The sequence below is a fragment of the Oceanisphaera pacifica genome (assembly GCF_017498065.1).
GTDB classification, from domain to species: Bacteria; Pseudomonadota; Gammaproteobacteria; order Enterobacterales; family Aeromonadaceae; genus Oceanimonas; species Oceanimonas pacifica.
In genome coordinates, this window is sequence record NZ_JAGDFX010000012.1 from 16,685 (window position 1) to 30,659 (window position 13,975).

Sequence of the window (13,975 nt, forward strand, 5' to 3'; positions counted from 1 at the left end):
TCAGCTTCCTCTCTTATGCAGGTTTTCAGTAGAACAAATATTTAGTGTATTTAGTATAACGAGCTATAGCGCTAAGCAGGAATCACTCTATCTAATGCCTGCTCGAACCGCATTAGGGTACCGGCTACATCTTGCAACTTGTCTAATCCAAACAAACCAATGCGAAAGGTTTGAAAATCTTCAGGCTCATCACATTGCAGCGGCACGCCCGATGCTATTTGTAAGCCTTGGTCGACAAACTTGCGCCCATTGTTAATGTCTGCATCTTGGGTGTAGCACACAATAACACTGGGGGCGGCAAAGCCGTCGGCAGCCACACTCTTAATACCTCGTGCTGCTAACAAGGCTCGTACCCGCTCGCCCAGCTGCTGCTGGCGTAGCTTCATTTCAGCAAAACCTAAGCCACCAGTTTCGTTAATGGTATCGCGAAAGTGAGCCAGCGCATCTGTGGGTAAAGTAGTGTAATAAGCATGGCCACCCTGCTCATAAGTTTCCATCACTTGTAGCCATTGCTTTAAGTCACAAGCAAAGCTGGTGCTTTGCGTCTCGTCAATACGGGCCCGCGCGCGTTCGCTCATCATCACCAAACCGCAGCAAGGGGAGCTACTCCAACCTTTTTGTGGGGCGCTTAATAGAATATCAACGCCGCAGGCTTTCATATCAACCCAGGTTGCCCCGGATGCAATACAGTCGAGCACAAACAGGCCACCCACTTGATGCACCGCTTGGCTCACCGCTTTAAGGTATTCGTCTGGCAAAATCATGCCTGCCGCTGTTTCTACATGAGCGGCAATAACCAGACTTGGTTTATTGGCTTTAATATCAGCTACGACTTCATCAATAGGGGCCGGAGCCAGTGCGGCTTGAGGGCCGTTTTCTATCGCTCGTGCTTTTAATACTGTCTCGGAAGCAGGGATTTTGCCGGCGGAAAATATTTGACTCCAACGATAACTAAACCAGCCATTACGAATAATCAAGCAATCTTGATCAGTGGCAAACTGACGTGCTACGGCTTCCATGCCGAAGGTACCGCTGCCAGGGATCACGACCACTGAATAAGCTTGATACAAGTCTTTCAAGTTGCTGGAGATATCGCGCATAACCTGCTGAAAACGCTGCGACATATGATTAAGAGCACGATCGGTATACACCACTGAATATTCCAGCAGACCTTCAGGATCAACATGGGGTAGGAGTCCGGACATAAAAACCTCGTAAATAAATAATAACGTTAACAATCACACCCTGTGTCATTGCCCTTGGCGCCGGTCAACAAACCTTACGGATCGAACCTCTCCTTGCCATTGCGGTATCACCGCTTTCCATGCTGCGCGATGGCACCACGACTTTGTGTCACCATCGAAGCAGCAGCAGTCTAATGATGGGAGTAAACCGAGTATAGACCAAATTAAACGGCCAAACTTGAGTCTGTTAATAATGCCTAATATAAGGATAAATAACAAAACTCTTACTCTCATACCTAGCGGAGTCTTGCTATACGAAGGAAGACGACAAAAGCTATATACGCTATAATAGCGCATTATTTTTATCTCGAGTCATACTCATGCAAGAACAATTTAGTTTAGAAGGGCACCCCTTTATTCCCCTGCATAACCTATTGAAAATATTAGGCTGGTGCGAGTCTGGCGCCATGGCCAAAACCGTGATTGATGAGGGGCTGGTCACCGTTAACGGAAACGTTGAGTTACGCAAACGTTGTAAGATTATCCTCGGGCAAGTGGTTGAATTTAACGGTCAACAAGTGGAAGTGATCGCTTAAAAACAAAGCGATACGTCTTATGCTGTACGCCGTAAGTAAAACATAAACACCACCTTTATCGGGCTTAACTTAGCTGATAACTTACGGCTTATAGCTGACCGCTAGCCGGAAGATCTGGGCCTAAGAGTCTCATACTCCAGTCGGTTACTTGGCCGGCGGCTAAGTACTCACGCGCTTTTTTTCGCCAACTGGGTGATAAACTGGTGAGCGCAGCCAGCTCTGCTAGCCCACTTGGGTTAAAAGCCTGATTATAAACAATGTCGGCTGCGCGCTTAACACTTATATTAGGGTATGGGCGCTCTACTAAGGCTAAGTTTGCTTCAGGCCCAACTTCACCGGTTTCTAACACCCGTAATAACCAACCGGTGCGACCATTAGCTTGTACTAATACCGAAAAGGCCGGATAGCTAAAGCGGGCATTGAGCTTATAACAAGGCGAGCGGGGCTGACTGATTTGAATTAACGCATTGTCTAGGCGATAAATATCACCGATACAGACCTCTTGCTCTATCAGCCCTGTACCTGAGATATTTTCTCCAAAGCCCCCTGCGCTAAGTAAAGGTTTCGCACTTTTCAGTCCCATTCCCAAAAACCATGCTTGCCAGTAAGCGTAATGCTCTTTGGGGTAGTAGTGTAAAGCCCGTTCTACACCACCGTGATAAGCGGTTGAAACTTGCGTGTCGTCCACCAAGCCCGTGAAATCGCAATATTGACGCGTTAAAATAGGCTGTTTATGTATGGCACTACTGATGGTGCTGTTTAACATGGCGGCCTTACCCACCAAAATACTGACCTGCATACTATCTCCACTAACTCGCTATCGCTTACGCGCTTTTTTCGCGAAACACACTTAGCTCTCTATAATGATGCTTAGATAATCACGATGACGCTTTGTTGATGATCTTTAACCTGACCGTAAGTCCATTGAACTTGAAAAAATATAGCCAAGTCGTCACTATTATCGATAACAGCATATACGCCTGAGCTATCATATAGAAGAAGCTCGGTGTTACCCCATAAGATTGACTTAAGGAGTCATTATGAAACTAGCACTTGTAGTTAGCAGTGCCCTACTTCTTAGTGCATGTAGTAGTGGCCTTAACGTAGTGGAGTCTGATTTAAAACATCACCATTGGAACTTGGTGGCAATTGATGGTGCACAGATAGATGACAATATTAAATCTGACTTAGAAATTGGCGAACATTTTTCTATTAACGGTTTAGCAGGCTGTAACCGTTTTTTTGGTAGCGCCACCTTAAAGCAAAATCGTATTAGTGCCGATCCTCTCGCCAGCACCAAAATGGCCTGCTCACCTGCAGCGCAAGCTGTAGAAACGGCTGTGCTTCATACTCTGGGTACTGGCGCAGAGGTCGATAACCAAGGCCAAACTCTTCAGCTTATAGGCGATAAGCATACGCTAACTTATGATCTTGCTGACTGGATGTAATCAATGAGCGAGCACTTTCTAATTTGCCCTATTTGCTCAGCTAAAAACAGGGTGCCTTATACACGCTTACAGCAAGCGCCATTATGTGGAAAATGTAAGGCGCCTGTTATGGCGGATGAGCCACTCACCTTGGATGGCCCAAAACTAGATCGACTATTGGCAAATGAAACACTGCCGTTAGTGGTTGATTTTTGGGCTCCTTGGTGTGGTCCTTGCTTGCAAATGGCCCCCGTATTTAGTGCTGCTGCCAGTGAGGTAAAAAGTCAATTGCGTCTGGCTAAGTTAGATACCCAAGCGCATCAAGCCGCGGCCAGTCGATTTGGTATTCGCTCTATTCCTACCTTAATTGTCTTTGTTCAAGGAAAAGAAGTCGCGCGCCAGTCTGGTGCACTGTCGGCAGGGCAATTACGCCAATGGCTCGAGAGCTTAAGCCCTTCGGGCAGCAGTACGCTATAAGCCGTACGCCGTAACGTCAAAGACATAATACTTAAGGCATAAGGCATAAGGCGTAAGGCGCGTTATCACTAGGGGGACATGATGGATCAATTCGAACTAAATCCACTCGAAAAACAGCGCTTAGCACGAATATTAGAGCAAACTAAGCGCATTGCTTTAGTAGGGGCCTCTAATAAGCCAGAACGAGCCAGCTTTGAGGTAATGCAGTATTTATTAGCACAGGGATTTGAGGTGCAGCCGGTCAACCCACAGTTAGCGGGTTCGCTGATCCTCGGCCAAGTTTGTGTTGCTTCGCTTGACAAATTAGCACTACCGGTTGATTTGGTTAATGTATTTCGTCGCAGTGAGTTTGCCGCCCAGATTGCCGATGAGGCAGTGGCCATAAATGCGCGCTCTGTCTGGTTACAAGAGGAGGTAATAAATGCTGACGCCGCGGCATCGGCCAAGGCCGGACAGCTAGATTACATTGAAGATATTTGTATTAAAAAAGTACATCAATTACTAACTAAATCAGCAAGCGAATAATATAAGGGGGACTTCCCCCTTATAAAACCGACTAGTGATGGCTGTGCTCGGCAGCATTATGCTGCCTTGAGGCTGATGGTGTTTCAACCGCCACCTCAACCTCTACGCTACCCGCCTCTTTAAAGTGCAAGGTAACCGGAAAGCGCTCGCCCTCTGTTGGTACCTCTTTCAGGTTCATTAACATTAAATGGTGGCCGCCCGGTGCTAGTATGACTTCTTTATGTGCAGGGATAGCTAACTCGTCTAATTTACGCATTTTCATCATGTCGCCTTCTTTGACATGAGTATGAATCTCAACCGTTTCAGAGACTGGGCTCTCGGCGCTTAATAATACGTCATCTGTATCACTTTGATTAGACACGGTAAAATAGGTCACTCCTACCGTTGCCACTGGCGGTAGTGGACGAGCCCAAGGGTGAGCAATATCTAAGTCTGCGGCATGATAATCGTGCGCAGATACTGCAGCAGTACCCAACAGCAGCGCCGAGGTTAATAACACTTTCAATGCGGTCATCTTCTATTCCTTATGATGTTAAAACACAATAAAGCTAGCAAAAGTAGTATTAAGATAACACCTTTAACTATCTGATATAGCTGCTAAAGATCTAGCTATGTTAGTTCTTTGTACACCGATCTTTCTGATTAAGCGCGGGGCTATGCAAAAGATTATGTCTTTAATACACTCAATAAGTCTTCGAGTTTCATTGGTTTATAGTATTTAAAGCCCTGCAGATAATCACAACCTTGTTGCTGCAACCACTGTTCTTGCTCGTCGTTTTCTACCCCTTCAGCCACCACAGAAATCCCCAAGCCGGCGGCCATACCTAGTATTGATAAAGTAATGGCACAGTCATCCGCATTTTGCGGTAAATCATCAATAAATGAGCGGTCTATTTTAAGTTTGGTAAAGGGAAGGTTTTTCAGCCTAAGCAGAGAAGAGTAACCGGTACCAAAATCATCAATCGATAGTTTGATACCTAAACGCACCAGCTGCTCTAGCGTTTGTTGCAGCTGATTAGAGTCGCCTTTAATGGCGTCTTCGATCATTTCTAACTCAATTTGTGCGCCCGATACATGATACTTTTCTAGCAAATCCCATATTTTATCTGCCAATAAGGGATCCACCAAGGCATCTGCTGACAAGTTAACGGCCACACTGGGCATAGCTACACCCCGCGTACGGCTTAATTTAATGTCTTTACATACCTGCTCCAACATCCAAAAGTCGATATCAGCAATCAGGCCAGCTTCATAAGCAAGGGGAAGAAATTCACCGGGGGATAAAAAACCTAAGCTGTGATGCTGCCAGCGAACCAAAGCTTCACAACTTACAATATTTTGTGCATTGCCAGACATCACAGGTTGATACGCCACACTCAAATCACCGTGAGCAAGAGCTTCAATTAATTGGTTTTTCATCAAAAAGCTAGCTTTCGCTGTTGCCGATATTTTTTGATTAAAATACTGTGCTTGTCGGCGACCATCGGCTTTAGCCTGATACATAGCCGACTCGCTATAACGAATCAATGTCGATAAGTCTTTGGTATCATTAGGATAAAGTGCAATACCAACACTGGAACTGATCTGCAAGTCTTGCGTGCCAAGATGAATAGGCTGATTAATGCTATGCATAATGGTTGCAATGGCATCATGCATCTGATCCTTTTGCTCAGGAAGGTGGTAAAGCATAGCAAATTCATCTCCCCCCACTCTTGCTACCATATCTTTACCCGAGAGCACCATGCCCCTTAACCGTATCGCTATTTCACTAATAACGGCGTCACCTACATGCCCCCCCATGCCATTATTAATGGCGTTTAAGCGATCAATATCAAACCACAGTAACGCAAATTGAGCCGGTTGCTCTTGATGAATTAACTGCTGAATACGATGGCGTAAAGAGCTTTGGTTATACAAACCCGTAAAGTCATCATAAGAGGTGATGTAATCTAGCTCTTTACGGCTACTTAGCCATGCTTCATGGGTATTAATTAAACTAATGGTATCGGCAAAGGCAGTGGCGCATGCTGTATCAGTCAGGCTCCAATAACGTTCGGTGTGACTTTCTAAACACAAAACACCATATAAGCGATTACCGTCATAAATGGGCACATCCAGCATGGCAAAGATTGCGGAGTCGTTGTTTAAATAGCTTTTTCTTAAGGAACAAGTACGAGGATCGTGAAAAGCATCGTGTGTAAAGAAGATATCAGCCGCTTCTAATACTTTAAAGTAAATTAAGTGCTCATGACGCTCTAAGCGATAAGGCCGATGATGATGGCCATATTGTGGTTGGTAGCAAAGCTCTCGACTCATGCTATCACCGCAATAATTCATGCTCCAAATCGCCACACTATCTATGTTAAGTAGTTGACTACAAAGAGCTGTTAGCTCTTTTAGCTTATCGCTTTTATTTAGCCTACTAAACCCTGCGCTGTGTAACAGCTGCAGTAGCGCTTTATGATAGCTAAAGAAAGTTGTAATTTGTTCCACAGATAATCCATTAACTGTTAGGGCCACGATATAATGGCAAACACACTGGGCACTGTCTATTGTCGACTACCATAGATAGCAAAAACTGGCGGTCTCCAGCATATGCTTCTACTACTTTTTCTGGCTGTTAAAAACACGCGTTCAATAATCATTAAGGTTTAAAATTCACGCTCTATCACTATGTCGCTAAACCCCAGCTTTCTAAAGTATTCTTCACGAAAATCTTTAAGGGTCTTGCGATCATTGCGACATACACCGGCCAGCTGATCTTCCATGCGGTGGTACTCAGTCAAATCCACTCCTTCCGCTTTGGCTATTGCGTCATATACGCTGTGATGTTTGTCATTAGCGTACCCCATTTCTTTCAGTTGCTTGCCATAATGATAGCGAATGCGAAAGGCCATACTTAATATTCCATGTAAAATGACATTGTCACCGCAATCATCGCCTTAACTCAAGCTTTGCTTACGCTAACCGCAAATAAAAAAGTGGCAGGAGAGAAGTGAATGAGTTGATTAGCTTGCTTTTACTGCCACTACATTAGAATATAGAGATAAACTAATATAAGGAAGCACTACCATGGCAGATAAAACGTATAAAGTGAGCACACATATGGCCAATAACTGGCAAGTGAGCGCACAAATAGGTAATCATAAACTCATTATCGACCAAGAGGCGGCGGGGGATGCAGGCCCTAACCCTTTGGATACTTTCTTGTTTTCATTAGCAGGCTGCGTATCAACCATTGCCAAAATGGTGGCCCGCGAACAAGGTTTTGTGCTGAATGGTATTAATGTTGAAGTTGAAGGCACTATTAATCCAGCAGGCTTAGCCGGACGCCCTAGCGAGGATCCTGTAGGTTTTAAACATATTGATATTAAAGCGGATATTAATGCCGACTTGAATGACCAACAAAAACTGGCTTTTCTTGAGTTAGTTTGTAAGCGCTGCCCTGCTCACGACAATCTATGTCGTGCAAGTTTATTAGATCATCAATTATCGTAAAGTCTACACATCGCGAGACGTCATAGGCCGTAAGTTAAGATGGCCATTTCTTATTAACTTACGGCATACCGCAGCCTAAAGGGCTTAGGCTAAAAGCGTGACCCATAAGGTATTAGAGCGCTAGCAATAGAAAGCACCTATCACAAAAATACGTTAAGATACTGTCATCATTGATGTTTATGGGGTGACATTTATTAATGATCAGCGTTGAACGTAAAGACGGCTTCTCGCTTAAAATATCTCGTATTCTGCGAGAAGCAACCGAGCATCAGTTAGATATTTACTTATTCGTGCCTGGTGAATTGGGCCTTAATACCAATGTGGTGCCAGAAGAAGAGTTTTATCACAGCGCGATTCATGTGCAGCGAACTTACTTTAGTGACAGGCCTTATTTACCCTTAATTTTGAGTCGATTGGCGCGTCGTGGAGAGCTGTCTTCGGAGCAATATCGCCTAAGCCTGAGCTTGTATGCCTATCAGTATGCCATTGGTTTAGAGCAATCTTGTCAGGAGTTGCGTAATGAAAAAGAAGGCGCAACTCAAGAAGCCCTGACTGAGCTCATTACACTGACTCAAGATATTTTACGTCGTTTACGCCGTAACGTACCGAGCGATCAAACTCTACGTAAATATTACGTTAATATTGATAACTACTTATCTTGGTTTACCGAGCAGCGGTTATTATCATTGGTCGCTCACCTACCCCGCACTAAAGAATACAAAATAAACAAAGCATTGCTATTAGCCGTATGCGAGGCAGAACATCAACATAGAGTAAAGCTACAATATAACTCTAGTCACACCACAGAGGCTCTGTCGCGTATTTCTAACAAAATGCGTTTGCTACGCCGCCTTATTGAATATCCCGTTACTTTGAAAGAAAAAACGCAAGAGCTGGGTGGTGGTGAAGAAAAAGCACTAAAAGCCAGTGTGACTGCCGTGGTCATGACCGCCATGTCGCTTGCAGTATTTGAAGTGCGCGAAACCTTAGGCAGCATCTCATTATTGGTTATTTTAGTGTTGGCATTAATGTATGCCTTACGTGAGATATTTAAAGACGACTTACGTAATACTCTTTGGCGTTGGCTACGTAAAAATCGCCCTAAGTGGCGTCGGCAATACTTTGATGTACACAGTAACCAGCTTGTTGGCCGTCAACTTGAGTGGTTCGATTACCGCCGCCCCGCCAAGCTAAAGTCAGATATTTTGGCGGCTCGTCATGCCAACGTGACGCAAAAAGAAGAAGTAGTAATGCACTATGGCAGTCACTCGCGCATGCTGCCTACTCGATTTTTAAGTGGTTATGAGCAAACCCGAGAAACTTTACAGTTAGATTTAAGTTTATTAGCTAAATTGATGGAAAAAGGTTCACATCATGTTTATCAATTAAAAGAGGGGCAAGTCGCTCGTCATCCCGTTGAAAAACGCTATTTAATCAACTTAGTTACTCGTGAAGTGCAGGGCCACAATCCACCCACAGTACAGCGTTGGAAGGTGGTAATGAGTCGATCTAAAATAGTTGAAATAGAAGAGATTCCTCAACAATCATCTGCCCTGTAATACTAGGCCTATTCCGGTATTACTGTCTGTTAGGGGTCTAGTAGTGGGTATGTTCCCGACCAAGCTTGGTGAGTGAATTGCTGCGCTGCTTAGTGATTTGGGCTTAGACGCTATCGTCAATTTAATGGGAGAGTAAAGAATAAAGTGGCCGCTTTTACTGTTCCCTTGGGTGCAAGCATTAACATGGATGGTACCGCTGGTGTGCCTGGTATAGGGCTGATTATGCTCGCTATGGTACTAAATCAGGTGGGGCTGCCCGTAGAAGGAATAGCTTTAATTACTGGTGTTGTCCGCCTGTTGGGCATGATACGCACTGCCGTCAATATTACCGTATGACTCTGTTGTGACCAGCACTATAGGAAAAAGTGAAGGGGTAATGGATGTGGCTCGGTTTAATGATCCTACAGCCGGAAGATAAGGAAAAATTCGAGCTTTTCCTTCGCAAATGTCCTCTTAATTCTCTACGCCATATTGACGCCCAGCTTGTACGCTTAATGCGCATACTCTGAAGAGACATTCATTTAACAGCGCAATCAGCTAACTTTTATCTCGATTACTAGCTTGAAAGCACAGAATTGACCTAAGTGACTTAAACCTTTGGGGCCATTTGTCATACAATGGTCTTGAGTATTTACTGCAACAGCTTAAATCAGCGCTATTGTTTCGCTGTATCTGAAATCCAGTAAGCCGTTGCTAGTCCAACTATCAAGCAGGGAAAAAGCGAAATAATGACCAAAAAAAATTCGACCATTGTCTATACCATGACCGACGAGGCCCCCGCTTTAGCTACTTATTCTTTACTGCCAATCGTGCGCACCTTTGCCAGCAGTGCCGGTATTGATGTTACGCTTAGCGATATTTCTCTTGCTGCTCGCATTTTGGCAGCATTTCCTGAGCGCTTAACTGAAGAGCAGCGTGTGACTGATGGTTTAGCTGAACTGGGTGAGCTTACTCAAAACCCGAGTGCTAACATCATTAAATTACCTAATATCAGTGCATCTGTTCCTCAACTAAGAGCCTGTATTAGTGAACTACAAGGTCAGGGGTTTGATATTCCCAACCTGCCAGAAGAAGCAAATACTGAAGAAGAAAAGAGCGCCACTGAGCGTTATGCTCGTATTATTGGCAGCGCCGTTAACCCCGTATTGCGTCAAGGTAACTCCGACCGTCGCGCTCCTAGCGCAGTTAAAGCCTTTGTGCGCAAATATCCACACTCAATGGGTAAGTGGAGCAAAGCTTCTCGCTCTCACGCAGATTACATGAATGGCGGCGACTTCTTTGCCAGTGAACAATCAATTACCTCAGATACAGCACAAACTGTGCGCATTGAGTTTGTTGATAACGCAGGCAATGTAGAACTTAAAAAATCACTGCCATTACAAGCAGGCGAAGTGCTAGACGGTATGTTTATGAGCGCTAAAGCCTTGTCTGAGTTCTTTGAGCAAACCATGCAAGATTGTAAAGACACAGGCGTAATGTGGTCTTTGCACGTTAAAGCAACCATGATGAAGGTATCTCACCCCATCGTCTTTGGTCATGCGGTGAAGGTTTTTTACCGTGAAGTATTTGAAAAATACGGTGATTTGTTTGAAAAATTAGGCGTTAATCCTAATAACGGCATGAACAGCGTATTAGACAAAATCAAGAGTCTGCCACAATCCACCCAAGAAGAAATTGAAGAGGCTATTCACGACTGCTATGAGCACCGTCCAAAAATTGCCATGGTCGACTCAGTAAAAGGCATCACTAACTTGCATATCCCCAGTGATGTGATTGTGGATGCTTCTATGCCAGCCATGATCCGTAGCTCAGGAAAAATGTGGGCGCGCGATGGTAAGCTCAAAGATACCAAAGCGGTAATGCCAGAAAGTACCTATGCTCGTATTTATCAAGAAGTGATCAACTTCTGTAAAACGAACGGCGCTTTCGACCCTGTTACCATGGGTACTGTGCCAAACGTTGGCTTAATGGCCATGAAAGCCGAAGAGTATGGCTCGCATGATAAAACCTTTGAAATGACTCAAGACGGCACCATGCGTATCCTTGCCGAGGACGGCACAGTACTAATGGAGCATGCAGTAGAAGCTGGTGATATTTGGCGTGCTTGCCAAACTAAAGATGCAGCCATTCGCGACTGGGTTAAACTTGCCGTCACTCGCGCTCGTCAATCTGAAACGCCAGCCGTATTTTGGTTAGACGCTGAGCGCGCTCACGACAATGAGCTACGTAAAAAAGTGGAAGCTTATTTGCAAGAACATGACTTGAACGGTCTCAATATTCAAATTATGTCTTACAACGAAGCAATTCGCTTCTCAATGGAGCGCATTATTCGTGGCCAAGATACCATTTCGGTGACCGGTAACGTATTACGTGACTACCTTACCGACTTGTTCCCCATTTTAGAGTTAGGAACTTCAGCTAAAATGCTGTCTATTGTGCCGATGTTGGCCGGTGGCGGCATGTACGAAACCGGTGCCGGTGGCTCTGCTCCTAAGCATGTACAGCAGCTATTAGAAGAAAACCACCTACGCTGGGACTCTCTAGGTGAGTTTTTGGCGCTGGCGGTATCATTAGAAGAGCTGGGTATTAAAGAAGGCAATGCGAAGGCGAAAGTTTTGGCAACTTGCTTAGACAAAGCCACCGAGCTACTGCTGGATAATGAAAAGTCTCCCTCACGCAAAGCTGGCGAGTTAGACAACCGTGGCAGCCACTTCTATCTGAGCCTGTACTGGGCACAGCAATTGGCAACGCAGCAAGAGGACACAGAGTTAGCCGCTTACTTTACGCCATTAGCCGAGTCACTGGCCGATAATGAACAGCAAATAGTGAATGAGTTGAATCAAGTTCAAGGTAAGTCGGCCGGCCTAAACGGTTACTACCACCTTGATCCGGCTGCCTTAGAAAAAGTAATGCGCCCAAGTGCAACATTCAATAAAGCGTTATCTAGCAACTAAGTTTACAAGCGCTAAAGCATGACTTAAAGCCCAGCTTCGGCTGGGTTTTTTTATTGAAAGACTAAGCTTGCCTCAGCCTGCGTTAGTTAATCCAGCATGGCTAAGTATTGCTTTAATACCACCGCATTATTGTGCTGCTCATCTTTGGCGGCATACACTAGGGTAACTTGCTGCTGATGAGCTTTGTCTACCAAGTCTCGCAAGCTCTGTTTATGGTGGGTCAGCTCACTTAAATAGCGGTTTCTAAATTCGCCCCAAGTCACTTCTTCATCATGAAGCGCTTGGCGCAAAGCATCACTTGGCGCGACCTCTTTTAACCAATCATCTAACTTTGCGTCTTCTTTACTGACGCCTCGCGGCCATAATTTATCCACCAATACTCGGTAACCATCTTGAGACTGGGCGCTCTCATAAGCGCGTTTCAAAACTAGATTCATACCCACCCCGACGAAAAGTCAGAACGGCCCCCTTTGGTCATTGCGAGGAGTCTACGACGCGGCAAAGACGAAATAAGGGCGCATAACAATGTAGTGCAAAGCCTTGACGTCCAACAGTGTATCTACAATATAAATAACGTGTAAGCCCTGTACTGTTCAATATAGTCAAGTTTTCTATACCCATAACGGGCGGTTACAAACATTTCCTCTCTTTACCTCATGGTAAACTAACAGACATATACAGTAAAAATAATAAAAGGATCATCACTTTATGTCTCGTTTCTCTCTGTGCTCTCTGGCCCTACTCACCCCATTATTAGCCGCCCCTGCACTGGCACAAGGCCCTTGGAGCGGTAGCATTGGCGCTGGGTTAATGATGACGCCTGATTATTTAGGCAGTAATGATTACACCAGCCGAGCCGTGCCCGATATTGAGCTTAACTACGGTGATTTTGCTTATTTAAGCTGGCGAGATGGCTTAGGGATCAATCTATATCAACAGCAAAATTGGACCATATCGCCATTTTTAGGCTTTCATGTAGGGAGAGATAACGAAGGGAATATCAGCGCCTTTGAAAAAGTAGATGCGGGTATGACCGCTGGGGTTCGAGTGAGCTACCAACCCAATATGTGGCGTTATAGCCTAAAGGCACAAACCCCTGTTACTGGTGATGTAAGCGGCTACAAGCTCTCTCTTAATGCCAACTTACGACAGCAAATAGCCCCCAAATGGCATATGGGTATAACACCGTCTTTATCTTATAGCAGCAGTAGCTGGACCCAAGATATGTTTAATGTTTCCGCGCGCGACTCAGCGTACAGCGGCCTACGACAGTATCAGGCAAGCTCTGGTCATTTACGTTTAGGGTTAATCGGCAGTGTAACTTATCAATTTACCAAACACTGGAACCTAACCGGTGTTGCAGGAGCGACTCAACTAACTGGTGATGCAAAAGATAGCCCCATCGTTAAACAAGTTGGAGATGCGACTCAGCTGCTAACAGGTGTCGCTATCAACTACAGCTTTTAATAGCAAACACCTTTAAATCTGTTTTATCTTATTGTTATAAAGGCAACTTACTTGGTTGCTTTTTTCTTGGGTACCTCAATGTTAACTGCTGTATATGCCATAATCATTAGAGGCAAAACTATCTTATGTTGGCAGTCACACAATTTAATTCTCTTTTTTATTAGCAACTTATCTTACTTCTTTACTTTTTCAAAATGAAAAATCGTTTAACTGCACGCATTTTAAACAGCACATACCTGAACTGGATAAAAAACGACCAACAAAATAGCTAAAACTCGATTTATATCA

The 13,975-nt window shown here is 44.6% G+C and carries 15 protein-coding genes; 9 read left to right on the forward strand and 6 right to left on the reverse strand.

Translation table 11 applies throughout. From position 1 onward, the window contains the following. Positions 1 to 71: 71 nt before the first annotated feature. The gene (locus J3U76_RS10740) at positions 72 to 1,205 is read right to left on the reverse strand and encodes an aminotransferase class V-fold PLP-dependent enzyme (RefSeq protein ID WP_208005971.1); all 1,134 of its coding nucleotides are present in this window, start codon (positions 1,203 to 1,205) and stop codon (positions 72 to 74) included. A gap of 359 nt (positions 1,206 to 1,564) precedes the next feature. Here J3U76_RS10740 and ybcJ point away from each other — a divergent pair, with 359 nt between their 5' ends. Next, complete coding sequence (gene ybcJ, locus J3U76_RS10745; protein ID WP_208005972.1) at positions 1,565 to 1,780, forward strand: ribosome-associated protein YbcJ; 216 nt, start codon at positions 1,565 to 1,567, stop codon at positions 1,778 to 1,780. 88 nt (positions 1,781 to 1,868) lie between these two features. On the opposite strand, the gene J3U76_RS10750 is transcribed toward ybcJ, so the two are convergent. Further along, positions 1,869 to 2,579 carry an MOSC domain-containing protein gene (locus J3U76_RS10750; protein ID WP_208005973.1) on the reverse strand — a complete coding sequence of 237 codons (711 nt, stop codon included), beginning with the start codon at positions 2,577 to 2,579 and terminating at the stop codon, positions 1,869 to 1,871. A 241-nt stretch (positions 2,580 to 2,820) separates the two neighbouring features. On the opposite strand from J3U76_RS10750, the gene J3U76_RS10755 reads away from it, so the two are divergent. From J3U76_RS10755 to J3U76_RS10765, 3 genes are all read left to right on the forward strand, one after another. Next, entirely contained in the window at positions 2,821 to 3,228 is a 408-nt protein-coding gene (locus J3U76_RS10755; RefSeq protein WP_208005974.1) for an META domain-containing protein, read from the forward strand. Positions 3,229 to 3,231: 3 nt separating this feature from the next. Next, complete coding sequence (gene trxC, locus J3U76_RS10760; RefSeq protein ID WP_208005975.1) at positions 3,232 to 3,684, forward strand: thioredoxin TrxC; 453 nt, start codon at positions 3,232 to 3,234, stop codon at positions 3,682 to 3,684. Between the two features lie 78 nt (positions 3,685 to 3,762). Further along, positions 3,763 to 4,209 (forward strand): CoA-binding protein, encoded by a 447-nt coding sequence (locus J3U76_RS10765; protein WP_243454208.1) that lies wholly within the window; start codon positions 3,763 to 3,765, stop codon positions 4,207 to 4,209. A 31-nt stretch (positions 4,210 to 4,240) separates the two neighbouring features. Here J3U76_RS10765 and J3U76_RS10770 read toward each other — a convergent pair whose 3' ends face one another. The 3 genes from J3U76_RS10770 to J3U76_RS10780 all read right to left on the reverse strand — a co-directional run bounded on the left by J3U76_RS10770 (position 4,241) and on the right by J3U76_RS10780 (position 7,106). Continuing rightward, positions 4,241 to 4,723, reverse strand: coding sequence for a copper chaperone PCu(A)C (locus J3U76_RS10770; protein ID WP_208005976.1), 483 nt, complete (start codon positions 4,721 to 4,723; stop codon positions 4,241 to 4,243). Positions 4,724 to 4,875: 152 nt separating this feature from the next. After that, the gene (locus J3U76_RS10775; RefSeq protein WP_208005977.1) at positions 4,876 to 6,702 is read right to left on the reverse strand and encodes an EAL domain-containing protein; all 1,827 of its coding nucleotides are present in this window, start codon (positions 6,700 to 6,702) and stop codon (positions 4,876 to 4,878) included. 158 nt (positions 6,703 to 6,860) lie between these two features. Next, positions 6,861 to 7,106 carry a DUF2960 domain-containing protein gene (locus J3U76_RS10780; protein WP_208005978.1) on the reverse strand — a complete coding sequence of 82 codons (246 nt, stop codon included), beginning with the start codon at positions 7,104 to 7,106 and terminating at the stop codon, positions 6,861 to 6,863. A 175-nt stretch (positions 7,107 to 7,281) separates the two neighbouring features. Here J3U76_RS10780 and J3U76_RS10785 point away from each other — a divergent pair, with 175 nt between their 5' ends. The 4 genes from J3U76_RS10785 to J3U76_RS10800 all read left to right on the forward strand — a co-directional run bounded on the left by J3U76_RS10785 (position 7,282) and on the right by J3U76_RS10800 (position 12,220). Next, positions 7,282 to 7,707: an OsmC family protein gene (locus tag J3U76_RS10785; RefSeq protein WP_243454209.1), complete on the forward strand. Its 426-nt coding sequence runs from the start codon at positions 7,282 to 7,284 to the stop codon at positions 7,705 to 7,707. A gap of 197 nt (positions 7,708 to 7,904) precedes the next feature. Continuing rightward, positions 7,905 to 9,266: a hypothetical protein gene (locus J3U76_RS10790; protein WP_208005979.1), complete on the forward strand. Its 1,362-nt coding sequence runs from the start codon at positions 7,905 to 7,907 to the stop codon at positions 9,264 to 9,266. A 144-nt stretch (positions 9,267 to 9,410) separates the two neighbouring features. Then, complete coding sequence (locus J3U76_RS14675; protein ID WP_341534338.1) at positions 9,411 to 9,602, forward strand: cation:dicarboxylate symporter family transporter; 192 nt, start codon at positions 9,411 to 9,413, stop codon at positions 9,600 to 9,602. Between the two features lie 392 nt (positions 9,603 to 9,994). Continuing rightward, positions 9,995 to 12,220, forward strand: a complete 2,226-nt coding sequence (locus J3U76_RS10800; RefSeq protein ID WP_208005980.1) for an NADP-dependent isocitrate dehydrogenase — start codon at positions 9,995 to 9,997, stop codon at positions 12,218 to 12,220. 86 nt (positions 12,221 to 12,306) lie between these two features. Here J3U76_RS10800 and J3U76_RS10805 read toward each other — a convergent pair whose 3' ends face one another. Continuing rightward, positions 12,307 to 12,657, reverse strand: coding sequence for a DUF488 domain-containing protein (locus J3U76_RS10805; RefSeq protein ID WP_208005981.1), 351 nt, complete (start codon positions 12,655 to 12,657; stop codon positions 12,307 to 12,309). Positions 12,658 to 12,928: 271 nt separating this feature from the next. Here J3U76_RS10805 and J3U76_RS10810 point away from each other — a divergent pair, with 271 nt between their 5' ends. After that, entirely contained in the window at positions 12,929 to 13,687 is a 759-nt protein-coding gene (locus J3U76_RS10810) for a MipA/OmpV family protein (RefSeq protein ID WP_208005982.1), read from the forward strand. Positions 13,688 to 13,975: the final 288 nt, after the last annotated feature.

Excerpts from the sequence above, each read along its gene's own strand:
- J3U76_RS10740 (WP_208005971.1), bottom strand. The coding sequence starts at position 1,205 with ATGTCCGGACTCCTACCCCATGTTGATCCTGAAGGTCTGCTGGAATAT.
- ybcJ (WP_208005972.1), top strand. The coding sequence starts at position 1,565 with ATGCAAGAACAATTTAGTTTAGAAGGGCACCCCTTTATTCCCCTGCAT.
- J3U76_RS10750 (WP_208005973.1), bottom strand. The coding sequence starts at position 2,579 with ATGCAGGTCAGTATTTTGGTGGGTAAGGCCGCCATGTTAAACAGCACC.
- J3U76_RS10755 (WP_208005974.1), top strand. The coding sequence starts at position 2,821 with ATGAAACTAGCACTTGTAGTTAGCAGTGCCCTACTTCTTAGTGCATGT.
- trxC (WP_208005975.1), top strand. The coding sequence starts at position 3,232 with ATGAGCGAGCACTTTCTAATTTGCCCTATTTGCTCAGCTAAAAACAGG.
- J3U76_RS10765 (WP_243454208.1), top strand. The coding sequence starts at position 3,763 with ATGATGGATCAATTCGAACTAAATCCACTCGAAAAACAGCGCTTAGCA.
- J3U76_RS10770 (WP_208005976.1), bottom strand. The coding sequence starts at position 4,723 with ATGACCGCATTGAAAGTGTTATTAACCTCGGCGCTGCTGTTGGGTACT.
- J3U76_RS10780 (WP_208005978.1), bottom strand. The coding sequence starts at position 7,106 with ATGGCCTTTCGCATTCGCTATCATTATGGCAAGCAACTGAAAGAAATG.
- J3U76_RS10785 (WP_243454209.1), top strand. The coding sequence starts at position 7,282 with ATGGCAGATAAAACGTATAAAGTGAGCACACATATGGCCAATAACTGG.
- J3U76_RS10790 (WP_208005979.1), top strand. The coding sequence starts at position 7,905 with ATGATCAGCGTTGAACGTAAAGACGGCTTCTCGCTTAAAATATCTCGT.
- J3U76_RS10800 (WP_208005980.1), top strand. The coding sequence starts at position 9,995 with ATGACCAAAAAAAATTCGACCATTGTCTATACCATGACCGACGAGGCC.
- J3U76_RS10805 (WP_208005981.1), bottom strand. The coding sequence starts at position 12,657 with ATGAATCTAGTTTTGAAACGCGCTTATGAGAGCGCCCAGTCTCAAGAT.
- J3U76_RS10810 (WP_208005982.1), top strand. The coding sequence starts at position 12,929 with ATGTCTCGTTTCTCTCTGTGCTCTCTGGCCCTACTCACCCCATTATTA.